The organism is Ruegeria sp. HKCCA5929 (assembly GCF_013034525.1).
GTDB lineage: Bacteria > Pseudomonadota > Alphaproteobacteria > Rhodobacterales > Rhodobacteraceae > Ruegeria.
Window position 1 is genome coordinate 93,779 of sequence record NZ_WQGE01000010.1, and the last position, 20,361, is coordinate 114,139.

At 57.8% G+C, this 20,361-nt stretch carries 26 protein-coding genes; 13 read left to right on the top strand and 13 right to left on the bottom strand.

The window, feature by feature from the left end; translation table 11 throughout:
- Window positions 1-43: 43 nt before the first annotated feature.
- The gene (gene speB, locus GOV90_RS19340) at window positions 44-865 is read left to right on the top strand and encodes an agmatinase (protein ID WP_171096130.1); all 822 of its coding nucleotides are present in this window, start codon (window positions 44-46) and stop codon (window positions 863-865) included.
- 1 nt (window position 866) lies between these two features.
- On the opposite strand, the gene GOV90_RS19345 is transcribed toward speB, so the two are convergent.
- From GOV90_RS19345 to GOV90_RS19375, 7 genes are all read right to left on the bottom strand, one after another.
- Window positions 867-1,469, bottom strand: coding sequence for an alpha/beta hydrolase (locus tag GOV90_RS19345; protein WP_171096128.1), 603 nt, complete (start codon window positions 1,467-1,469; stop codon window positions 867-869).
- Between the two features lie 68 nt (window positions 1,470-1,537).
- The gene (locus tag GOV90_RS19350) at window positions 1,538-2,161 is read right to left on the bottom strand and encodes a trimeric intracellular cation channel family protein (protein ID WP_171096126.1); all 624 of its coding nucleotides are present in this window, start codon (window positions 2,159-2,161) and stop codon (window positions 1,538-1,540) included.
- Entirely contained in the window at window positions 2,158-2,625 is a 468-nt protein-coding gene (gene rnhA / locus GOV90_RS19355) for a ribonuclease HI (protein WP_171096124.1), read from the bottom strand. The genes GOV90_RS19350 and rnhA overlap by 4 nt, the downstream gene beginning before the upstream one ends.
- On the bottom strand, window positions 2,618-3,205 hold the full coding sequence (locus tag GOV90_RS19360) for a class I SAM-dependent methyltransferase (protein ID WP_171096122.1): 588 nt from the start codon (window positions 3,203-3,205) through the stop codon (window positions 2,618-2,620). The genes rnhA and GOV90_RS19360 overlap by 8 nt, the downstream gene beginning before the upstream one ends.
- Window positions 3,202-3,654, bottom strand: coding sequence for a DUF3429 domain-containing protein (locus GOV90_RS19365; RefSeq protein WP_171096120.1), 453 nt, complete (start codon window positions 3,652-3,654; stop codon window positions 3,202-3,204). Before GOV90_RS19365 ends, GOV90_RS19360 begins: the two co-directional genes overlap by 4 nt.
- A complete protein-coding gene (gene ispH, locus GOV90_RS19370; protein ID WP_171096118.1) occupies window positions 3,651-4,601 on the bottom strand; it encodes a 4-hydroxy-3-methylbut-2-enyl diphosphate reductase in 951 nt (316 codons plus the stop codon). Before ispH ends, GOV90_RS19365 begins: the two co-directional genes overlap by 4 nt.
- Before the next feature lie 190 nt (window positions 4,602-4,791).
- On the bottom strand, window positions 4,792-5,367 hold the full coding sequence (locus GOV90_RS19375) for an NYN domain-containing protein (RefSeq protein WP_171096116.1): 576 nt from the start codon (window positions 5,365-5,367) through the stop codon (window positions 4,792-4,794).
- Between the two features lie 138 nt (window positions 5,368-5,505).
- Here GOV90_RS19375 and folK point away from each other — a divergent pair, with 138 nt between their 5' ends.
- From folK to rnc, 9 genes are all read left to right on the top strand, one after another.
- Window positions 5,506-6,075 (top strand): 2-amino-4-hydroxy-6-hydroxymethyldihydropteridine diphosphokinase, encoded by a 570-nt coding sequence (gene folK, locus GOV90_RS19380; protein WP_171096114.1) that lies wholly within the window; start codon window positions 5,506-5,508, stop codon window positions 6,073-6,075.
- 94 nt (window positions 6,076-6,169) lie between these two features.
- Window positions 6,170-6,523 carry a DNA-directed RNA polymerase subunit omega gene (gene rpoZ / locus GOV90_RS19385; RefSeq protein ID WP_171096112.1) on the top strand — a complete coding sequence of 118 codons (354 nt, stop codon included), beginning with the start codon at window positions 6,170-6,172 and terminating at the stop codon, window positions 6,521-6,523.
- Between the two features lie 26 nt (window positions 6,524-6,549).
- On the top strand, window positions 6,550-8,682 hold the full coding sequence (locus tag GOV90_RS19390; RefSeq protein WP_171096110.1) for a bifunctional (p)ppGpp synthetase/guanosine-3',5'-bis(diphosphate) 3'-pyrophosphohydrolase: 2,133 nt from the start codon (window positions 6,550-6,552) through the stop codon (window positions 8,680-8,682).
- Between the two features lie 16 nt (window positions 8,683-8,698).
- Window positions 8,699-9,397, top strand: coding sequence for a DUF2062 domain-containing protein (locus tag GOV90_RS19395; protein ID WP_171096108.1), 699 nt, complete (start codon window positions 8,699-8,701; stop codon window positions 9,395-9,397).
- A complete protein-coding gene (locus GOV90_RS19400; RefSeq protein ID WP_171096106.1) occupies window positions 9,390-10,136 on the top strand; it encodes a pyridoxine 5'-phosphate synthase in 747 nt (248 codons plus the stop codon). The genes GOV90_RS19395 and GOV90_RS19400 overlap by 8 nt, the downstream gene beginning before the upstream one ends.
- Window positions 10,133-10,756: a LysE family translocator gene (locus GOV90_RS19405; RefSeq protein ID WP_171096105.1), complete on the top strand. Its 624-nt coding sequence runs from the start codon at window positions 10,133-10,135 to the stop codon at window positions 10,754-10,756. The genes GOV90_RS19400 and GOV90_RS19405 overlap by 4 nt, the downstream gene beginning before the upstream one ends.
- A complete protein-coding gene (gene acpS, locus GOV90_RS19410; protein WP_171096103.1) occupies window positions 10,753-11,172 on the top strand; it encodes a holo-ACP synthase in 420 nt (139 codons plus the stop codon). Before GOV90_RS19405 ends, acpS begins: the two co-directional genes overlap by 4 nt.
- A gap of 59 nt (window positions 11,173-11,231) precedes the next feature.
- Window positions 11,232-12,071 (top strand): signal peptidase I, encoded by an 840-nt coding sequence (gene lepB / locus GOV90_RS19415; RefSeq protein ID WP_171096101.1) that lies wholly within the window; start codon window positions 11,232-11,234, stop codon window positions 12,069-12,071.
- The gene (gene rnc, locus GOV90_RS19420) at window positions 12,068-12,748 is read left to right on the top strand and encodes a ribonuclease III (protein ID WP_171096099.1); all 681 of its coding nucleotides are present in this window, start codon (window positions 12,068-12,070) and stop codon (window positions 12,746-12,748) included. The genes lepB and rnc overlap by 4 nt, the downstream gene beginning before the upstream one ends.
- Before the next feature lie 121 nt (window positions 12,749-12,869).
- On the opposite strand, the gene GOV90_RS19425 is transcribed toward rnc, so the two are convergent.
- Window positions 12,870-14,252, bottom strand: coding sequence for a multicopper oxidase family protein (locus tag GOV90_RS19425; protein ID WP_171096097.1), 1,383 nt, complete (start codon window positions 14,250-14,252; stop codon window positions 12,870-12,872).
- Between the two features lie 160 nt (window positions 14,253-14,412).
- Between GOV90_RS19425 and era the strand changes: the two genes are divergently transcribed.
- Together era and GOV90_RS19435 are read left to right on the top strand one after the other, a co-directional pair.
- The gene (gene era, locus GOV90_RS19430) at window positions 14,413-15,321 is read left to right on the top strand and encodes a GTPase Era (RefSeq protein WP_171096095.1); all 909 of its coding nucleotides are present in this window, start codon (window positions 14,413-14,415) and stop codon (window positions 15,319-15,321) included.
- Window positions 15,318-15,647: a DUF1491 family protein gene (locus GOV90_RS19435; RefSeq protein ID WP_171096093.1), complete on the top strand. Its 330-nt coding sequence runs from the start codon at window positions 15,318-15,320 to the stop codon at window positions 15,645-15,647. Before era ends, GOV90_RS19435 begins: the two co-directional genes overlap by 4 nt.
- A gap of 46 nt (window positions 15,648-15,693) precedes the next feature.
- Here the strand turns inward: GOV90_RS19435 and GOV90_RS19440 are convergent, their stop codons facing one another.
- Both GOV90_RS19440 and GOV90_RS19445 read right to left on the bottom strand, forming a co-directional pair.
- Window positions 15,694-16,083, bottom strand: a complete 390-nt coding sequence (locus GOV90_RS19440) for a VOC family protein (protein WP_171096090.1) — start codon at window positions 16,081-16,083, stop codon at window positions 15,694-15,696.
- A gap of 137 nt (window positions 16,084-16,220) precedes the next feature.
- Complete coding sequence (locus tag GOV90_RS19445) at window positions 16,221-16,466, bottom strand: hypothetical protein (RefSeq protein WP_171096088.1); 246 nt, start codon at window positions 16,464-16,466, stop codon at window positions 16,221-16,223.
- A gap of 196 nt (window positions 16,467-16,662) precedes the next feature.
- Between GOV90_RS19445 and recO the strand changes: the two genes are divergently transcribed.
- The gene (gene recO, locus GOV90_RS19450) at window positions 16,663-17,388 is read left to right on the top strand and encodes a DNA repair protein RecO (protein WP_171096086.1); all 726 of its coding nucleotides are present in this window, start codon (window positions 16,663-16,665) and stop codon (window positions 17,386-17,388) included.
- Here recO and GOV90_RS19455 read toward each other — a convergent pair.
- The 3 genes from GOV90_RS19455 to GOV90_RS19465 form a co-directional block, all read right to left on the bottom strand.
- Window positions 17,372-17,764, bottom strand: a complete 393-nt coding sequence (locus GOV90_RS19455) for an META domain-containing protein (RefSeq protein WP_171096084.1) — start codon at window positions 17,762-17,764, stop codon at window positions 17,372-17,374. The two genes, recO and GOV90_RS19455, sit on opposite strands and share 17 nt — an antisense overlap.
- A gap of 37 nt (window positions 17,765-17,801) precedes the next feature.
- Window positions 17,802-18,356, bottom strand: coding sequence for a hypothetical protein (locus tag GOV90_RS19460; protein WP_171096082.1), 555 nt, complete (start codon window positions 18,354-18,356; stop codon window positions 17,802-17,804).
- 237 nt (window positions 18,357-18,593) lie between these two features.
- The gene (locus GOV90_RS19465; RefSeq protein ID WP_171096080.1) at window positions 18,594-20,285 is read right to left on the bottom strand and encodes an acyl-CoA dehydrogenase family protein; all 1,692 of its coding nucleotides are present in this window, start codon (window positions 20,283-20,285) and stop codon (window positions 18,594-18,596) included.
- Between the last annotated feature and the right edge of the window lie 76 nt (window positions 20,286-20,361).

The window sequence follows — 20,361 nt, forward strand, 5'->3', positions numbered from 1 at the left end:
TTTGTCCGTCCAGATCGCGTCCAGACGATTTGGGAGGATGCCGATGCAGCACGATCTGAAACCGGGTGATGTCGCCCTGATGGGTGTGCCGCTGGATCTGCATTCCTCTTTCCTGCAAGGTCCGGCTTTCGCGCCCGGACGAATTCGCGAGGCACTGCATTCGGGTGCTGCCAATCTGACGGCCGAGGATGGCACTGATCTGGGCGCGACCGAGCGGTTTCGTGATACCGGCGATTTGGACGTGTTCGAAATGCGGGGTCAGGAGCCGATTGACCGGATCGAAACCGAAGCAGCCAAGCGGATCGCAACCGGCGCGCGCCTGTTGTCTCTGGGCGGGGATCATTCTGTAGCCTATCCGCTGATCAAAGCCCATGCGGACCGAAACGAAGGCCTGAACATTCTGCATATCGACAGCCATCCCGATCTGTATGACGAGCAGGATATCGGCCCATTGGGCCATGGCTGCCCCTTTGCGCGGGTGATGGAGAACTGCCCGGTCAAGCGGTTGGTACAGGTCGGAATCCGAACCATGAACGCCCATCAGCGCGCGCAAGCCGACAGGTTCGGAGTCGAAGTGATCGACATGCGAAACTGGAGTGCCGACCTGCAGATTTCTTTTGATGGCCCCGTCTATTTGTCACTGGATTTGGATGCACTTGATCCGGCCTTTGCCCCCGGCGTCTCACATCACGAACCTGGCGGGCTGAGCACGCGCGAGGTCATCAACCTGATCCATCGTTTCGAGGGTCAATTGGTTGGCGCGGATATTGTTGAATTGAACCCGCATCGCGACCCATACGGTATGACCGCAATGGTGGCCGCAAAATTCGTCAAAGAGATCGGTGCGCGCTTGCTGTCGCGTTGATTCACCGCGCGTCGCACACCGTGGCTGAACCAAGGGCCGGTGCACCCTTTGTGGTCATATCGTACCGGTTCGCTTCAGCGGCGGTCATCCAGTGCATGCTTTCAGCCGGGGCTGCGAAGAGGGTGTACCAGTAAAATTCCTCATCCACGCCGATGTCTTTGAAATAGTCCAGGTATCGGTCATGTTCCGGGTCGTCTTCGGGCAACTCGGTCGCCACCAGTCCCGATCCGGCCCAGCTGTGAACGCCGACACAGGCCCCCGGTTGCAAGATGCGGCGGTTTCCGGCCAGAAACAGATCGGTGCCCCCGCTGGCAACCAGACCGTTAGACGGTACGACTGTATCGAAACCGGCCTTGTGTACTTCGCGGCTGAAGATGACATTGGCATCGTCATCCACTGATCCTTCGATGTATTGCAGGACCAGAGTTCGGGCCTCGGGGTTTTCGGCGACGACTTCCTCAAATGCCGATAGCGTCGTTTCATCAATCGTGCCTGATGCAATGATCTGGTCGCCCTGTGCAACGAAACTGACAGGTGTATAGTACTCGCCACACGAGGCGAGCAGAGCCAGACAAGCTGATATGGATGTGAATCTGAAGGTCATCGCGTGCCTCGCCGAACTGTACTGCCCAAAGAGGTATCAGCACAGTTCTGTTGCGTCCACCGGTTGGCCTAGCTGCGTGGCGGGCGACTTTTGTAGACGGGCAGTTGCCAACCAAACGTCAAAGAACCAGCCCGCAACGCCCAGCAAACCAGCGCACAAAGAGCCAGTGAGAGCGCGGGTTCCAACCCCAGCCGGACAGCAATCACAGCTGTCAGCGCGCCGGTAAAAGCGCATGAAACATATAGCTCGCCCTGTTTCAGCACCAGCGGAACCTCGTTGCAGACGACATCGCGCATCAACCCGCCCAGACAACCGGTCGTCACGCCCATCAACACAACAATGACCCCGGATTGATCCAACGACAGTGCCGCGCCGGTACCGGCGGCGACCGCCACCGACAGAGCGAAACTGTCCAGCCAGATCAGCCAGTTGTAACGGCTTTCCATCAGATGTGCGGTGAAAAAAACCAATACCGCGGCGGCGACGGCGATCAGGATGTAATCCGGCTGACCGACCCAAAAGATCGGGTGCCGGTCCAACAACAGATCACGCACGGTGCCGCCCCCGACTGCCGTCAGGCAGGCCATGAAGGCAAACCCTACCAGATCCAGCTGCGCGCGGCTTGCCACCAAAGCTCCGGTCAGCGCAAAGATCAGGACCGAGGCATAATCCAGCAGCGTCAGCGCGGTCACGCCTGCGCCTTCTTGGGTTTGAACGGGGCCATGCCGGAACGGGCCAGTTCATCGGCCTTTTCATTCTCCGGATGGCCCGCATGTCCTTTGACCCATTCCCAGGTCACATCATGCCGTTCTTGCGCCTCATCCAGACGTTGCCACAGATCGACATTTTTGACCGGCTTCTTGTTCGAGGTTTTCCAGCCGTTGCGCTTCCAGCCAAAGATCCAGCCGGTGACGCCGTTCTTCACATAGGCGCTGTCGGTCACAATAGTGATTTTCGAAGGGCGTTCCAACGTCTCTAACGCGGAAATGGCGGCCAGCAATTCCATTCGGTTGTTGGTTGTCTCGGCCTTGCCGCCATTCAGCTCACGCTCTTTCAAAACGGTGTCCCCGTCCATCGCGCGCAGCAAAACACCCCAGCCTCCGGGTCCGGGATTGCCGGAACAGGCACCATCGGTATAGGCAAACAAATCAGGCATGAGCGAACACCAGGACAAAACCGTCGTAAGAGCCGGCAAGACCTTTTCCCATCCCTTTGACCGAGCGATCAATTGTGAATCCGGTTTGGGTCAGCGCGTCTTCGATCTCGGCTTCAGTATAATAGGTGTAATACCGATCCAACTCGTCCCTGTGCTCACCTGTGCCCAGCTTCATGCCGAGAAAAAGCTGCCCCTTAGGCTTCAGAGCAGTGTGAATCGCCTTCAGGTGTCGCGGGAAATCTGCGCGTGGCGCGTGCAGCAGGGAAAAGCTGGCGTAGACACCGTCATAGATAGCGGTTTCGGTGACGTCATCGAACGTGCCCAGATGGGCGTCCACTCCGTTCTGCCGGGCGTGATCCACGAAGGCAGGCGTCGCATCCAGCGCCTTTACCGTCAATCCTTGACGCATCAGGAAACTGCTATCTGACCCCGGCCCGGATCCCAGATCCAGAACATATCCACCTGCGACGACTGCATCTACAAATGCTTGTCTGGCCTCAAGCTGTGCTTCGGGCAGGGGAATGTTCAGGTATTCGGCCACCCTGTTGGTATATGCGTCGATCGTGCGTTTATCGGTCACAGGTATACTCCGACGGCAAGGCTGGCCAGAACAACGGCGGTCAGCAGGACGCGTAACCGCATCCACCAAGCCGGTGTCAGCCGCCAATAAGAAAACAAGGCATCCAGCACCAACAGGCCGGCAAACCCGTACATCAGGTTTGTGCCCGCCTGCACCGGCCCGCCGCCCGTCATGAAAAAGGCCCAAAGCGCGGGCAGGACCGACAGTGTGTAACACAGACCTGCCTTGCTGCCCGAAGTCTTGGTGGCAAACCCCCAAAGAACACCGGACATGAAGCTCAGGATCACCGAGCCATAGAACAGCTGCACATACGGGCCCACAAACCGCGCGCCAAGGTTCTGAGCGCCCCAAGCGTTCAGGTCGCCGTTCAGATAGGTCAACGCACCCCAGACAAAAGGGATCAGCCCTGCCAACCCCAGATAAAGCGGTGCCTTTGGTACTCCGATCACGCTGGTTGCCTCAGGACGCGCGGCACTTTGAATTCGACGTTTTCGGTGGCGGTTTCAACCAATTCCACAGTGACATCGTAATGCGCGCGGAAGGCGTCGATCACTTCGTCAACCAAAAGCTCGGGGGCCGATGCGCCGGCGGTGACGGCCACGGATGAGATGCCCTTGAGCGCACGCCAGTCGATCTCGGTGGCGCGCTGTACCAGTTGCGCGTATTTGCAGCCCTCGCGCGAGGCGACCTCAACCAGACGGCGCGAGTTTGATGAGTTCGGCGCGCCTACAACCAGCAGGGCGTCTGCCTTGGGGGCCACGGCCTTGACGGCCTCTTGCCGGTTCGTGGTGGCATAGCAGATGTCTTCCTTGTGCGGCCCGACAATGGCCGGGAACCTGGCCTGAAGCGCAGCTATGATGTCTTTGGTGTCATCAACCGACAGGGTGGTCTGGGTGACAAAAGCAAGTTTTTCGGGGTCACGCACATCAACCGTGGCCACATCTTCGACGGTTTCAACCAACAGAACATCGCCTTCGGGCAACTGCCCCATGGTGCCAACGGTTTCGGGATGACCCTTGTGGCCGATCATGATCATCTGCAACCCCGCATCCGCATGGCGCTGTGCCTCGACATGCACTTTCGAGACCAGCGGGCAGGTCGCGTCGACATAGATCATTTCGCGCTTGGCGGCCTCGGCAGGAACCGATTTCGGTACGCCATGGGCGGAAAAGATCACCGGACGATCATCGGGGCATTCGTGTAGTTCTTCGACAAAAACAGCCCCTTTGGCCCGCAGCCCGTCAACGACAAACTTGTTGTGGACAATCTCGTGGCGCACATAAACCGGAGGGCCCCATTTCTGCAGGGCCATTTCAACGATTTTGATGGCGCGATCCACACCGGCGCAGAAACCCCGGGGAGCGGCAAGGTAAAGTGTCAGTGGTGGCTTTGTCATTGGGCTGTCTCCTTAGGGCACAGGTAAGTCTTTTCCCGGCCTTGGTCCAGACAGGAGATCGTCATTCAACTGACACGAATCGATGCTAGCCAAGTTATGTTTCAGCACCTGTTCATTGTTAAAGAAGCGCGGCCAGGACCCTGGTCCTGACCGCGCGAATTTTTCCCCATCAAAAAAGGCGTGTGCCGGATCAGCTGTTGCCGGCCATCGCAACGTTGCGCGGCTCGGCCGGCATTTCACGTGGCGGGCGTCCGATCACGTCACGCAGATCTTCCAATTCGATGAAGTTGTCGGCCTGACGACGCAGTTCGTCCGAAATCATCGGTGGCTGACTGCGGATGGTCGACACAACGGAAACACGCACGCCTTGGCGTTGCAGGCTGGCGATCAACGGGCGGAAATCCCCATCGCCCGAGAACAGCACGATATGATCCACACGCGGCGCAAGTTCCATGGCATCGACTGTAAGTTCGATGTCCATGTTTCCTTTGACTTTCCGACGCCCCATGCTGTCGGTGTATTCCTTGGCCGGTTTCGTGACCATGGTGAAGCCGTTGTAATGCAGCCAGTCGACCAATGGGCGTATTGGCGAATACTCGTCGTTTTCCAGGAGCGCTGTGTAATAGAAAGCCCGAAGCAACTTGCCGCGGCGCATGAATTCCTGCCGCAGAAGTTTGTAGTCTATGTCGAAACCGAGTGCTTTTGCCGCGGCATAAAGATTCGAGCCGTCGATGAACAGCGCTAGCCGTTCGTCCTTATAAAACATAAATAGTCCCTTCCGGTATAATACAGACCGCACCGCTAGATGAGTGAGTGAGTGATGAATTGGCGCGTTCTGTCGGTCTATAATTAGAACTTTTGCCGGTTATCGCAAGTATGCAATGTGTCGAATATAGGGTGCTAGATGAGCAATTCGTTGTCAAATGCCGTTGTTGCGCTGGGTGCAAATCTCAACTTGAGAGGAAATGAGCCCGCAATGACACTTCGAAATGCACTTGACGCTATTGCGCGTCAGGGGGTGGTGATTCGGTCAGTCAGCCGGTTTTTTGCAACCCCCTGTTTCCCCGTGGGTGCGGGTCCTGACTATGTGAATGCGGCGGCCCTGATCGCAACCGAAAAGTCACCGACCGAGCTTTTGCGCGTGTTGCATGCAGTTGAACATGAGTTCGGGCGTGAACGGATCCAACGCTGGGGTATGCGGACGCTGGATCTGGATATTGTGTGCTTTGACGATCTGGTGTTGCCAGATCAGGTTGTTTTTGATCGCTGGCTGACGTTGCCCTCTGACGCACAGCAGAATGAGGCGCCCGATCAACTGATATTGCCCCATCCGCGCCTGCAGGACCGTGCTTTTGTATTGGTTCCCATGGCAGATATCGCGCCGGATTGGTGCCATCCGGTTCTTGAGCGCTCGGTTACGCAGATGGTCGCTGACTTGCCTTTAGCAGAGGTTGAGGCGGTCACGCCGCTGTGATCCTCGCAAATGCAGCATTTCCTGCTTGTCAAGGCGCGGATTCGCGCTTAGATAAACCTCTTCCTGACATGGATTCAGAAACGGAGAGCGCCCCATGGCCCGCGTGACGGTTGAAGATTGCGTAGATAAGGTTCCAAACCGGTTCGAGCTGGTGATGCTTGCCGCCCATCGAGCGCGCGAAATCTCCGCTGGTGCTGCGATTACCGTTGACCGTGACAACGACAAAAACCCTGTCGTATCCCTACGCGAAATCGCCGACGAAACCCAAAGTGCTGATGACTTGCGCGAGCGTCTGATCGAGGCCAACCAGACCCAGATCGAGGTCGATGAGCCGGAAGAAGACCAGATGGCGCTGCTGATGGGTGCCGAATCGGACAAGCCAGCCATGGACGACATGTCCGAAGAAAAACTCCTGCGCGCTCTGATGGAGGCTCAGGGACAGGGGTAAGCCCTAGTAACGAAGGTGCGGACCGGATGATTTCTGAAGACGACTTGATTGCGCTGGTCCGCAACTACAATCCCAAGACAAATGCTGATCGCATTACGCTGGCCTATGAGTTCGGCCAGAAAATGCATGAGGGGCAGTTCCGCCATTCCGGCGAGCCTTATTTTACCCACCCCGTTGCAGTTGCCGCCATCCTGACCGAACAGCGTTTGGATGACGCGACTATCATAACAGCGCTTCTGCACGACACGATCGAAGATACCAAAGCCAATTATGGCAAGGTTGCCGAACTGTTCGGAGATGAAGTCGCCAAGCTGGTCGATGGCGTCACCAAGCTGACCAACCTGCAACTGTCCAGCCGCGAGACCAAGCAGGCTGAAAACTTCCGCAAGTTGTTCATGGCCATGTCCAAGGATCTGCGGGTCATTTTGGTCAAGCTGGCGGACCGTCTGCACAATATGCGCACGATCAAGGCGATGCGCCCCGAAAAGCAGGTTGTCAAAGCGCGCGAGACGATGGACATCTACGCTCCACTCGCAGGCCGAATGGGTATGCAATGGATGCGCGAAGAGCTGGAAGACCTTGCCTTCCGCGTGCTGAACCCCGAAGGCCGCCAGTCGATCATCCGGCGTTTTATCACGCTGCAACGCGAAACCGGTGACGTGATCCACCGCATCACCGGCGACATGCGACACGAGCTGGAAAAGGCGGGCATCGAGGCCGAGGTCTTTGGCCGCGCCAAGAAACCCTACTCGATCTGGCGCAAGATGCAGGAAAAGGATCAGGGCTTTTCACGCCTGTCGGACATTTACGGCTTTCGCATCATCACCCAGACCGAAGAGGACTGCTATCGCACGCTTGGTGCCATCCACCAACGCTGGCGCGCGGTGCCGGGACGGTTCAAGGATTACATCAGTCAGCCGAAGTCAAACGGCTACCGCTCGATTCACACCACTGTGTCGGGGCGCGATGGTAAACGGGTCGAAGTTCAGATCCGCACTCGTCAGATGCACGACGTGGCTGAAACCGGTGTTGCAGCGCATTGGTCCTATCGCGACGGTGTACGCACCGAGAACCCTTTTGCGGTTGACCCGGCCAAGTGGATTTCGAACCTGACTGAGCAGTTCGACAACGAAGAAGATCACGAAGACTTCCTTGAAGCGGTCAAGCTGGAAATGTATTCCGACCAGGTGTTCTGCTTCACACCCAAAGGCGATGTTGTGAAGCTGCCCCGTGGGGCAACACCGATTGATTTTGCCTATGCCATTCACACCCGGATCGGCCATGCCTGTGTCGGGGCCAAGGTAGATGGCATTCGGGTGCCGCTGTGGACACGGCTGAAGAACGGTCAGTCAGTGGACATTATTACGGCTGACGGTCAGACACCGCAGGTCACATGGCTTGAGATTGCTGTCACCGGCAAGGCCCGTACTGCGATCCGCCGTGCTCTGCGCGAGGTCGACAGAGAGCGGTTCATCAAGCTGGGCAAGGAACTGGCCCGTTCTGGCTTCGAACATGTTGGTCGCAAGGCAACGGACAAGGCGCTGGATACGGCTGCCAAACACTTGCGTCTGAAAGATCGGCACGAGCTGTTGGCCCGTCTGGGCAGCGCGGAATTGACGGCGCATGAGGTGGTCGAAGCCGTCTATCCGGAACTGGCCAAGGACGACGGTGATGCCATTCCGTTGCGTCGTGCCGTGATTGGCCTTGAGCCGGGTCAGAAATTCGACCGTGCGCCGTGTTGTCAGCCTCTGCCTGGCGAGCGGATCGTTGGCATCACCTACCGGGGCAAAGGCGTGGTGGTACATGCCATCGACTGCGACCGGCTGAGCGAATTCGAAGGTGAACCCGACCGCTGGGTCGATCTGCACTGGCATTCGGGCACCCACCCAGCCGTGTACGGCGCAACGCTGGATCTGACCATCGGCAACGATGCCGGGGTTCTGGGGCGAATTTGCACATTGATCGGTGAGAAAAAGGCCAATATTTCGAACCTGGAATTTGTTGACCGCAAACCGGATTTTTACCGTCTGTTGATCAATGTCGAACTGCGCGACCTTGAACAGCTGCACTCGCTGATGCTGATGCTTGAGGCGGAAAGCGACGTTGCAGCCGTCGAACGGCACAGAGACCGGACCAAGACCGCAACCGCGGCTGGCTGAGAAGGGGTGATCACGCGTGGTATTCAAGCGCCGAGACCGACGCTCTGCTGTCCAAGTCGCGTCGGAGTTTGTCTATCCGCGTGGCGGGTGGACCCGCGCTTTTCACTATGTCAAACATCGTGTCCGCCGTCTGCCCGACACCCCTGACCGAATTGCGCGTGGTATCGGCGCGGGGGTCTTCGCAGCCTTTACCCCGTTCTATGGGCTGCATTTTCTGGTCGCGGCCATTGGTGCGCGCCTGATCAAGGGGAATATCCTGGCCGCGCTCAGCGGTACGTTTTTTGGAAATCCACTCACTTACGTGCCAATCGGTGTCATCTGCCTTCAAACCGGGCATTTTCTTTTGGGCACCAAATACGAAGAGGGTGACACTCAGGGGCTGATGGGGAAGTTCGCCGATGCAATCGGTGACCTCAAGAACAACTTTCTGGCCTTGTTCACCGACCGCGTGGCTGATTGGCGTGGGCTGGACCAGTTCTACGACGACGTCTTTTTCCCCTATATGATTGGCGGCATCATTCCCGGCATTGTGGCCGGTGTGATCTGCTATTACCTCAGCCTGCCGCTGATCCTCACCTATCAACAACGCCGCCGCGCCAGGATCAAAGCGAAGTTTGAGGAAATCAAACGTTTGGCTGAAAAATCGACTGCCGTTCCTGAGGCAAAGCCACTAGGCTCCGCCGCGAAACTGAAAAAGGAATCGAGAGATGTCTGAGAACGATCTGCGTCTGGGTGTGAACATCGATCACGTCGCCACCGTGCGAAATGCACGGGGTGGGGCCTATCCCGATCCGCTGCGCGCCGCCAAACTGGCGGAAGAGGCAGGAGCCGACGGCATCACTGCCCACCTGCGCGAAGACCGTCGCCATATCTCGGACGCTGACATCGACGGGCTGATGGAGGTTCTGTCGGTGCCATTGAACTTTGAAATGGCCGCAACAGACGAGATGCAGAAAATTGCTCTGCGCCACAAACCCCATGCGGTTTGCATCGTCCCGGAAAAGCGCGAGGAGCGCACCACAGAAGGCGGTCTGGAAGTTGCGCGCGAGGAGAACAAACTGGCCCATTTCATCGCGCCCCTGCGCGACGTCGGCTGCCGCGTGTCGATCTTCATTGCTGCCGATCAACGCCAGATCGAGGCCGCGCACCGCATTGGTGCAGAGGTGATCGAGCTGCACACCGGCGCTTATTGCGATGCACATGCCGAAGGCCGTATGGAAGACGCCGCCCGCGAGCTTGAGGCGCTACGCCAAATGTCCACATTTGCCCACTCTCTGGGTCTTGAGGTTCATGCGGGTCACGGCCTGACCTATGACACCGTACAACCGATTGCCGCCTTCCCCGAGGTGAAAGAGCTGAATATCGGTCACTTCCTGATTGGTGAATCGATCTTTCTGGGCCTCACCCCCGCCATTCAGGAAATGCGCCGCCTGATGGGCGAGGCCCGCGCGTGATCACGCCCGGCTTTGTCGCCATCTGGCTGGCCTGGCTGATGGCTGGCGGCTCTCCGGGGCCTGCCACGATGGGTATTGCCGGAACTGCGATGAACGAAGGCCGCCGCGCCGGTCTGGTCTTTGCGCTGGGCATCTGTGCCGGATCTGCTGCTTGGGGCATAGCCGCTGCGCTGGGTTTGTCGGCGATCATGCTGGCCAATGTCTGGGTGTTCGAGGTGATCCGGTACATCGGTGTCGCCTATCTTGGCTGGCTGGCCTTCAAGGCCCTGCGCCGCGCGATGACCTCGGACGAGGTTGCATTGGGCAAACCTGTCACGGGTTCGCTGCCGACGATCTTTGCCAAAGGTGCGGCGATCCACCTGACCAACCCCAAAGCGATCCTCAGCTGGGGCTCGATCTATGCCATTGTCGCCCCCAACGATGCCAGCCTGTCGACGCTGCTGGGCTATTTCGCCATGCTTTATGCCGGATCGCTGCTGATTTTCATCGGGTACGCGTTTCTGTTTTCATCCGAGCGTATGGTCCGCGCCTACCGCCGCGCCCGCCGCTGGTTCGATTTCGCCTTTGCGGGTTTCTTTGGGGTGGCGAGCTACAAGATATTGACGGTGCGGTTGTCATGATCCTTGGCATCGGCACAGACCTCGCAAACATCGACCGCATCCAAGGCACGCTTGATCGCTTCGGCGACCGGTTCCGCAATCGTGTCTTTACTGATACCGAACAGCGCAAAGCCGAGCGCCGCCACGATACAGCTGGCACCTATGCCAAGCGCTGGGCGGCGAAAGAGGCGTGCTCTAAGGCGCTGGGCACCGGACTGCGCATGGGCATCGCATGGAAGGATATGGCTGTCACCAATCTACGTACAGGCCAGCCTGTTATGCATGTCACCGGCTGGGCTGCCGAGCGTCTTAAGGAAATGACCCCAGACGGGCACGAGGCGATCATCCACGTGACGCTGACCGATGACCATCCCTGGGCGCAAGCCTTTGTGGTGATCGAGGCCCGTCCGCTTCAAGAAGCGCCCGCGCAGCCTTGACTTGCCCCCACCTGACCCGCATGTAGCACCCCAACCACGCATAGACTGGAGAGAGCAGTATGGCCGAGGAAGCCAAAACCGGAAATCCCGTTTGGGAGACGATCAAAACCGTCGTCTATGCTCTGCTGATCGCGGGCGTATTCCGCACCCTCTTCTTTCAGCCATTCTGGATCCCCTCGGGCTCGATGAAGGAAACGCTGCTGATCGGTGATTTCCTTTTCGTAAACAAGATGACCTATGGGTATTCCTACGCGTCCTGTCCCAGCTTGATCATCCCCAGCGTTGGTCTGAATGTAGATGCCGAAGATATCTGCGGCTGGATGCAGCGTGACGGTGACAGCCGCATTTGGGGCGGTGAGCCCGAGCGCGGCGATGTCATCGTTTTCCGCCATCCGGTCACGGGCCGCGACTATATCAAGCGTCTGATTGGTCTGCCGGGTGATCGTATTCAGGTTCGGGAAGGTCAGATCATCCTGAACGATGTTCCGGTTCCACAGCAACCCGATGGCGTCTTCACTGAAGTTGCCGCGCCGCAAGGCCCGCAACGTCTGCGTCCGCGCTGTGAAAACGGGCCCGTTGGCATCGGTGGCGCATGCGAAAAATCGCGCCTGATTGAAACTTTGCCCAACGGCGTATCGTATGATGTGCTGAATATCGGGAATCAGGGGTCGGACAACACCGGCATCTACAACGTGCCCGAAGGCCACTACTTCTTTATGGGTGACAACCGCGACAACTCTGCCGATAGCCGCCTTCCCCAGTCTGCGGGTGGCGTAGGCTACGTGCCTTACGAAAACCTGATTGGTCGGGCTGATCGCATCATGTTCTCATCTGCTGGCCGGTCGATGCTGTTCTTCTGGACTTGGCGCGGTGATCGGTTTTTCAAGGCGGTCAATTGAAGCTTTCGGCTGAAATAAAGGCGTTCCAGCAGCGTTTGGGGTATGAGTTCGCCAATCCTGAATTGCTGGTACGTGCGCTGACCCATGGTTCGGTCTCGTCGTCCACTCGGCCCGACAATCAACGGCTCGAATTTCTGGGCGACCGCGTTCTGGGCCTTGTCATGGCAACGGCTTTGCTTGAGGCCGACAAAACAGCATCCGAAGGCCAATTGGCCCCCCGGTTCAACGCGCTGGTCCGGAAAGAGGCCTGCGCCGATGTGGCCCGCCAGATCGATCTTGGCGGGGTGCTGAAGCTGGGCCGGTCCGAGATGTTATCTGGTGGCCGCCGCAAACAAGCCCTGTTGGGCGACGCAATGGAAGCCGTGATTGCCGCAATTTACCGCGACGCAGGGTTCGAGGCTGCGCGCGATGTCATCCTGGCCCTTTGGGGCGACCGCATCCACACGGTCGAGGCTGACGCGCGCGACGCCAAAACGTCGTTGCAGGAATGGGCGCAGGCCCGTGGCCAAAAACCGCCCTCATATGTCGAGATCAAACGCAGCGGCCCTGACCATGCGCCGATCTTCACCATTGCTGCCCGTCTTCAGGACGGAACCGAGGCACAAGCCACTGCGGGATCCAAGCGACAAGCCGAGCAGGCGGCGGCTAAAGCTTTGTTGTCCTCCCTGCCGCAGTGATCTACCGCGCCTGACCGGATCCACTTCATCTGGCCAAAAATATCTCGGGGGTGAGCCCGGATGAAATCCGGGCGAGGGGGCTGGCCCCCTTTCTTTCGGACTGGCAACGCTTAACTTGTCCTTAAACCACCCGGATGAACCCGGCCAGCCCGGTTTTCTGATGCTCGATCACATGACAATGAAACGCCCAGTCGCCGGGATTGTCGGCAACCAGCGCAATTTCGACCACTTCATCTTTCAACAGAAGAAACGTATCGGTCATCAATGGCGGCAGCTTGCGCAGGTTCGACTTCAACGGCACAAACGCCAACCCGTGCAGGTGGATCGGATGCAGGTTCGGTGATTCATTGCGCATTCGCAGAACATAACTTTTACCCTGCTTCAGCACGGCCAACGGTCCGGTCCCTTGTGCTGCATCCCCGGGCCAGGGTGTGCGGTTGATGGACCAAAAGCTATAACCCAGCGACCCGCAAAACCCGTCGTTTGGGGCACCTCCTTCGGGCGTCCAACCGAATACGAACTCGTGCAGCTCTGCCTGATCCAGATTGGGTCGCTGTACAGGGTTTGCAGGCAAGGGATGCAGCTCTTGCAACGTGCGGGCTTCTGATTGCCCTGTTGCCCGCAAACGCGCCATTGCTCGGGGTTTTTGTCCGGGAAACTTCGCCATCAAGGCTGCAGATTGACCTTCTCCATCAGGCATCCGAACCGCTAGATCCACACGCTGTCCGGGCCCCATCCAAAGGGGCGCGTCCGCTGTGGGTAGAGCCAGGTCAACCTCAACCGGATGCCCGTCCCATGCGATGATCCGGGCCTCAGCCCCTTCAAGATGCAGTTTGTAGATGCGGGTTGTGTCAGTGTTGACCACGCGCAGCCGCACAAGACTGCCCGCCGCATGATCATACACAGCTTCGGTCAGCCAGTTTGCAGTCTGTATATTGCCAAACGTACCGCTACGCGCAGCGCCGCGCGCTGTGTAAGCGGGCAGAAACGCACCCTCTTCATCCAGCCGGAAATCGCGCAGATTGATCACTTGCTCACTGTCAAAGCCGGGGTTTTCGGGCTCGGCAATCACCATGACACCGGTCAGGCCGTGGGCCATCTGGTCCATCGTCATGCAATGCGGGTGATACCAGTACGTCCCGGCATCCGGTGGCGTGAATTCATAAGCAAAGCTCTCGCCTTCGCCGATGGGCATTTGGGTCAGGTAGGGCACGCCGTCCATTTCGTTGGCGATGCGCAATCCGTGCCAGTGCATCGCGGTATAGTCGGGCAGAGTATTGCGCACCGTCAGCCGCATCCTCTGACCCTGCTTTCCATAAAGAACCTGTGGCGGTGCGTCCGGCGACAGGCTGACCATCCCGGTGGTCAGTTGATCGCGCAACCTGTAGTTGGCCGGCTGCAGCACCAGCTCTTGTGCGGAAACAGTGGCTGCCATGGACAAACCGCCTAAACCGGCCACGCCAGCGGCAGCACCGCTTCCAAGAAGAAACTCGCGACGTTTCATAAGAACCTCACTGAACGGATGTGTCACCGGGCTGGGAACGGCTGGGTGTCTTTGCAAGTCCTGCCACTGCTGATGCATGGCTGCAATGCGACAAATCCCTCTGGCCCGCAGGCCCTTTCTGCTATAGCAGAGCGCAATTGCACACAGGAACGCCAGATATATGACCACACGCGCCGGATTTATCGCCCTGATCGGAGAGCCCAATGCGGGCAAATCCACCCTTTTGAACCGCATGGTCGGGGCCAAGGTCTCGATCGTGACGCATAAGGTGCAAACCACGCGCGCGCGCATTCGTGGCGTCGCGATGGAGGGTGACGCGCAGCTGGTGTTTGTCGACACGCCGGGCCTGTTCAAACCCCGCCGCCGCTTGGACCGCGCCATGGTCGCTGCCGCCTGGGGTGGGGCCGCGGATGCGGATGTTGTTGTGCTTATGGTCGAGGCGCATCGCGGTATCACCGAAGGGGTTGAACGCATCCTCGAAGGTCTGGACGAGATCGGGCAAGGCCGGACCATCGCGCTGGCGATCAACAAGATCGACAAGGTGCCGTCCGAAAAACTGCTGGCGCTGACCAGCGACCTGAACGCCCGCTATCCGTTTGCCGAGACCTTCATGATCTCGGCCGAAAAGGGCCATGGTGTAGACGATTTGCGCAAATGGCTGGCCGGGGAGCTGCCCGAAGGTCCGTGGCTTTATCCCGAAGATCAGATCGCCGATCTGCCTTTGCGCATGATCGCGGCTGAAATGACACGCGAAAAACTGACCCTGCGCCTGCATCAGGAACTGCCGTACCAGCTGACTGTCGAGACTGAAAACTGGGAAGAGCGTAAAGACGGTTCGGCAAAGATCGATCAGGTCATTTACGTCATGCGCGACGGCCACAAGGGCATCGTTCTGGGCAAGCGCGGCGAGACAATCAAAGCGGTCAGTCAAGCGGCGCGGGCCGAGTTGGAAGAATTCCTGGACCGTAAGATTCACCTGTTTCTGCAAGTGAAAGTCCGGCCCAACTGGTTGGAAGAGTCCGAGCGGTATTCAGAAATGGGTCTGGACTTCAAAGACGGCAACGCATGACCCGGCTAACTGCTGAATTCTGGGTCCATGCCTATCTGGCGCGGCTTCGGTTTCAGGAAATCCCGGCGTTTGTTGTGGCCCATGGTGACGACACGGCTGGGGCCGTTCTGGTGAAGCTCAATACGCTGGACGGGCAGGCAATTGCTTTTCAACGCAGCTTTGACCTAATGTCCGGCGCGCGCAAATGGGTCGAACTGTCCAGCGGGACTGAGACGGATGTGGACACCGCCATTACCAAACAACGCAGCTTTGATCCTGACCTCTGGGTGATCGAGGTCGAGGACCGGCAAGGACGGCATTTACTGGATGAAGAGGGGTTGGAGTAAACTCTCTCTCAGACTGTAAAGCCGATGCAAAACTTGGTTTGAGCAGTCAGCCGTCTTCACCAAGGTAAACAAAACTCATCTTGTTTCCATCCGGGTCGCGCGCGTAGGCGCCGAAGAAATTGGGGCCGTATCGCGGGCGATCGCCCGGATCACCTTCGTTTGTTCCGCCATTGGCCAAAGCGGCTGCATGTGCTTCTTTCACTTCTTCTTTGCTTTGGCACGCAAGGCCAATCATATTACCATTTCCAACAGTGGCGGCCTGTTGGTTGAACGGCGTCGCTACCCACATGCATCCACCGCCTCGCAGTTCGTAGCAGACGGCATGAGGCATATATTCGGCGACGACTTTGCCGCCTATGCTGGACACAACCGCGTCATAATACGTGCGCGCGTTAACAACGTCGTTTGAACCGATCATGACATAGTTAAGTGACATTTCTGAAATCCTCTAATGGAACATATAGAGAACATTAATGCCCGAGTTACGCTGGTGCAACGTGTTTCTTGAAATGCCACAGGCGCAGTACGACCTTGGGTATTAGCCCAACAGTTTATTGACAGTCACTGACTGAGCTATTTTCCCCGGCTCCATCCATCTTCATATTCGCCCAACACTCTGGACAGATGCAGAAGGGACGCAAAAAAGCGTGCGTAGACGTCCCTCGACAACATGGGTTTGTTATCATCCAACACCTGCAATAGATCCACAACGGCCGAGGCAAAGGTGTCATAGACCTGCATATCGGCAGCTGTTGGATCAGGTGTCCAGATTTTGTGTTCGTCGTAAAAGGCGACGGGTTGTGGTTCGTCATCAGTCATAGCGCGGCCCCTTCTGTTTGAACTGCAATTGGGGCGTGGGTGATCACGTACAAGCCGTCTGGCGCGAAGTCGCAAAACTATGGCGGTTTGAAAAAAGAACATCCGTCTCAGGAGATTTAGAAGAGTTTACGCCCTTGCGTGCCTGTCCCGCTTCGGATTTTCTGCGGTCCAACTTAACCAAAAGTAAGGTCGAATTTTGGACTGGCGCGATCACGGCATACTCCTGACTTCTCGACGCCATGGTGAAACAGCGGCGATAATCGAGGTCTTCACCGAGGCGCACGGTCGTCACGCCGGTGTGGTGCGCGGCGGAACCAGTCGCAAGATCGCACCCATATTGCAACCTGGCGCGCAATTGGACGTACTGTGGCGTGCTCGTTTGGAAGAACACATCGGCACCTTTCAAGTCGAACCTTTGCGGTCCCGCGCGGCGGCGGCGTTTTCAGGGCGGCTAGCCTTGTCCGGGCTCAATGCAGTTGTTTCACTATTGTCATTTTGTCTGCCTGAACGCGAACCACATCCGGAGCTTTATGCGAGGACGGAACAGTTGATGGACCTGCTGGGTCAGGATGAGATCTGGCCATTGGCATATCTGAGATGGGAATTGGCGTTGCTGGACGAACTGGGTTTTGGCCTTGATCTGACGGCCTGTGCCGTGACTGGCGCGACCGAAGGTCTGGTTTACGTATCACCTAAGACGGGCCGCGCTGTGAGTGCAAATGGGGCCGGGGAGTGGGCAGACAAGCTTTTGCCGCTGCCACCCTGCCTAAGGGGCGAGGGTATGGCACCCGATCTTGAGGTCGCGGAAGCCCTGCGCACGACGGGCTATTTCCTGGAAAATCGTGTTGCACCGTCGCTTGGGCACAATCCTTTGCCCGAAGCCAGGGCGCGGTTTGTGGATCAGGTCACTCGGCGGCTTTGAAAACCATCTCGTGCCCCGCCTCATTACGTAGGATCAGCACGTTGCCCGATACTTCGGACTGGGTCATGGCCATCAGGGCGGCAAAATAAATACCTTCGGCTTCAAGCCCAGCGCAAGCGGCCCGCGTGGCGCTCAGGTCTTGGATCTCGAACCAAGGGTAGGGCGCATTCAGTGTGCCGTTGTAACTGTTGCAGGGGGCGTTTCCGTTGATTTTCCCTTCTTCGGGAAACCGGAGCAACGCGCTGGCTTCATAGGGCTGCCCATCGATTTCCTGCAGGACCCATGTTTGCCCCGCCGCGCCATAGGCGGCGACGGTTTCATCCTTTTCGCATTGGAACAAGGCGAGTAGGGGCAACGTAAGGATAAGGCGGGTCATCATAGGGTCTTAATCAATTTTATTGGGTGGGAAAACCTCAATAGGGGATCGCGCCGCTCAACAATTCCTCTCGCACCTCAAGGCGTGGCCTCCAGTTGTATTTAGTGTCCTCACGCACGGGTGCCCAATACAGCGCGCCGCTGTTGCGCCAGGGATCCAGGATGATCCCGTCATGCATCGAATCCCCCTTGGCGCTGATCAACGCCGAATGGTGTATAATGCGAAACTGCGTCGGCGGAGACGTGACCCAATGCAAATCAAGCGTGTCGAAATTTTCCTGCCGCAACCGCGCGGTCATGGCCTGCGCCCAGTCATTGCACAAGCCATACTCGCGAAAGCCGTTTGCGATCTTGGCGTTGTGGATGATGGCTGGATCCGTGATGTTCCATTCCCGCGCCAACTGCTGAGAATACGTGTACGAGATCGCGGCGGCCTGTTGCGCTTCGACGGGACTAACCTGAGGCCCGAGTGACAGGATGGCTTCTGCCAGCGCATCGATATCGCTTTGGGTGGCGGTTGGCTGACTAACGGTGCAACCACCCAGCACAAATGCTGCAAGAATCGCCCAAAGCGCAATAATCCGTTGGGTCATATTTTGTTCACCCTCACTCGGATGGGTTTGGTTTCGCTCGGTGCTCTACTGGTGACCAAAACAGATGCAAAGGGGAAGTTTGCAGAGTTGTGAACCTGTGCGCGGTGGTGCGCCGTATGCATTCCGTTTTGTGCTCATCGAAGAATTGTGGACGGTGTTGTCAGGAAAGTCACCACACAAAGAAAAAGACCCGGCGCAATGGCCGGGTCAGTTGGGGAAACGGGGTGCCGTAAACCGTTAGCCAAGCAGCCGGCGTGCGATGACCTGCGCTTGAATCTCGGCAGCCCCTTCGAAAATATTCAGAATGCGCGCGTCACACAGAACGCGACTGATCTTGTATTCCAGTGCAAAACCGTTGCCGCCATGAATCTGCAGCCCGTTATCGGCAGCGGCCCAAGCCACTCGAGCACCCAGCAGCTTGGCCATACCCGCTTCCAGGTCACAGCGCTGGCCGTGGTCTTTCTCCCACGCGCTGAAATAGGTCAGCTGACGTGCAATCATGATTTCAACCGCCATCATTGCCAGCTTGCCGGACACACGAGGGAAGTTGATCAGCGATTTCCCGAACTGCTTGCGGTCGATCGCGTACTGCATGGCGATATCCAGCGCGCTTTGCGCCACGCCGATGGCGCGGGCAGCGGTTTGGATGCGGGCAGATTCGAAGGTTTCCATCAACTGCTTGAAACCTTTGCCTTCTTCGCCGCCCAACAGGTTCTCACCTTTGACGTGGAAGCCATCAAAGCCTAGCTCGTATTCTTTCATGCCGCGATAGCCCAGAACTTCGATCTCTCCACCAGTCATACCGGGGGTGGGGAATGGGTTCTCGTCGGTGCCAGGGGTCTTTTCTGCCAGGAACATCGACAGGCCGCGGTGGTCGGTGCTGTCTGGGTTTGTCCGCGCCAGCAGAGTCATCACATGCGTCCGCGCTGCATGTGTGATCCAGGTTTTGTTGCCGGTGATCTTATAGTCACCGTTTTCATTCTTCACAGCGCGCGTGCGCAGGCTGCCAAGGTCCGACCCGGTGTTGGGCTCGGTGAACACGGCGGTGGGCAGGATCTCGGCGCTGGCCAGTCTAGGCAACCAGTTGGCTTTCTGTTCATCCGTGCCGCCTGCGATGATCAGCTCAGCCGCGATCTCGGACCGGGTGCCCAGTGAGCCCACGCCGATATAACCGCGTGACAATTCTTCGGACACCACGCACATTGAGGCTTTGGACAGGCCGAACCCGCCGAATTCCTCGGGGATGGTCAGGCCAAAAACGCCCATTTCTGCCAGTTCCTCGATGATCTCCAGCGGGATCAGCTCATCCTTCAGGTGCCATTCATGGGCATGCGGTTCGACCTTTTCCTGCGCATAGCGGCGGAATTGATCGCGGATCATCTCAAGTTCTTCGTCCAGACCAGAGGCACCGAACATGGTGGCACCGGCCTGGTCCTGCATCAGTTCAACCAGGCGGCTGCGCGCAGCCTGAGAATTGGCCTGCGCCATCAGGGTTTGAACTTCGGTCGATTGAAAGCCCGACAACGCGTCCCAGCCCAGCCCCATATCCTGAAGGCGTACAACTTCGCCCTGGTTCATCGGAATGCCGCCAGCGACCTGATGCAGATATTCGCCAAAAGCGATCTGGTGCAGCAGCTGCTCAACCTCGCCGAACTTACCTTCGGCTTGCAGCGCTTCGGCCCAGCGTTGCATCTGTTGCAGCGATTGAGCGTAGGTGGCCAGCCAAGCCAGGCCATGCGCAGCCGTCTGGTTCGCTTCGATCAGGGCGCCCGAGACGCGCCCATCTGCAGTAACCATAGAGCGTACGGACTCGCGGGCTTTTTCAAATACCGCCTCCACCGCAGGCACAGCGGTACGGGTCAATTCCAGAAGATCGGGCAATACTGCAGCTTTTGTCATCTCGGTCATATCTTGTCCGTCGTGGGCCATGAATCGCGTCCTTTCCTCGGTCGTCTGGTCATATCATGCTGCACGTGCAGCGCAACAAAAATACTTATTACGCTAC

What these genes read in the sequence shown, in the direction of transcription:
- speB (WP_171096130.1), top strand. Translation starts at nt 44, where the DNA reads ATGCAGCACGATCTGAAACCGGGTGATGTCGCCCTGATGGGTGTGCCG.
- GOV90_RS19345 (WP_171096128.1), bottom strand. Translation starts at nt 1,469, where the DNA reads ATGACCTTCAGATTCACATCCATATCAGCTTGTCTGGCTCTGCTCGCC.
- rnhA (WP_171096124.1), bottom strand. Translation starts at nt 2,625, where the DNA reads ATGCCTGATTTGTTTGCCTATACCGATGGTGCCTGTTCCGGCAATCCC.
- ispH (WP_171096118.1), bottom strand. Translation starts at nt 4,601, where the DNA reads ATGACAAAGCCACCACTGACACTTTACCTTGCCGCTCCCCGGGGTTTC.
- GOV90_RS19375 (WP_171096116.1), bottom strand. Translation starts at nt 5,367, where the DNA reads ATGTTTTATAAGGACGAACGGCTAGCGCTGTTCATCGACGGCTCGAAT.
- folK (WP_171096114.1), top strand. Translation starts at nt 5,506, where the DNA reads ATGAGCAATTCGTTGTCAAATGCCGTTGTTGCGCTGGGTGCAAATCTC.
- rpoZ (WP_171096112.1), top strand. Translation starts at nt 6,170, where the DNA reads ATGGCCCGCGTGACGGTTGAAGATTGCGTAGATAAGGTTCCAAACCGG.
- GOV90_RS19390 (WP_171096110.1), top strand. Translation starts at nt 6,550, where the DNA reads ATGATTTCTGAAGACGACTTGATTGCGCTGGTCCGCAACTACAATCCC.
- GOV90_RS19400 (WP_171096106.1), top strand. Translation starts at nt 9,390, where the DNA reads ATGTCTGAGAACGATCTGCGTCTGGGTGTGAACATCGATCACGTCGCC.
- acpS (WP_171096103.1), top strand. Translation starts at nt 10,753, where the DNA reads ATGATCCTTGGCATCGGCACAGACCTCGCAAACATCGACCGCATCCAA.
- lepB (WP_171096101.1), top strand. Translation starts at nt 11,232, where the DNA reads ATGGCCGAGGAAGCCAAAACCGGAAATCCCGTTTGGGAGACGATCAAA.
- GOV90_RS19425 (WP_171096097.1), bottom strand. Translation starts at nt 14,252, where the DNA reads ATGAAACGTCGCGAGTTTCTTCTTGGAAGCGGTGCTGCCGCTGGCGTG.
- era (WP_171096095.1), top strand. Translation starts at nt 14,413, where the DNA reads ATGACCACACGCGCCGGATTTATCGCCCTGATCGGAGAGCCCAATGCG.
- GOV90_RS19435 (WP_171096093.1), top strand. Translation starts at nt 15,318, where the DNA reads ATGACCCGGCTAACTGCTGAATTCTGGGTCCATGCCTATCTGGCGCGG.
- GOV90_RS19440 (WP_171096090.1), bottom strand. Translation starts at nt 16,083, where the DNA reads ATGTCACTTAACTATGTCATGATCGGTTCAAACGACGTTGTTAACGCG.
- GOV90_RS19445 (WP_171096088.1), bottom strand. Translation starts at nt 16,466, where the DNA reads ATGACTGATGACGAACCACAACCCGTCGCCTTTTACGACGAACACAAA.
- GOV90_RS19455 (WP_171096084.1), bottom strand. Translation starts at nt 17,764, where the DNA reads ATGACCCGCCTTATCCTTACGTTGCCCCTACTCGCCTTGTTCCAATGC.
- GOV90_RS19460 (WP_171096082.1), bottom strand. Translation starts at nt 18,356, where the DNA reads ATGACCCAACGGATTATTGCGCTTTGGGCGATTCTTGCAGCATTTGTG.
- GOV90_RS19465 (WP_171096080.1), bottom strand. Translation starts at nt 20,285, where the DNA reads ATGGCCCACGACGGACAAGATATGACCGAGATGACAAAAGCTGCAGTA.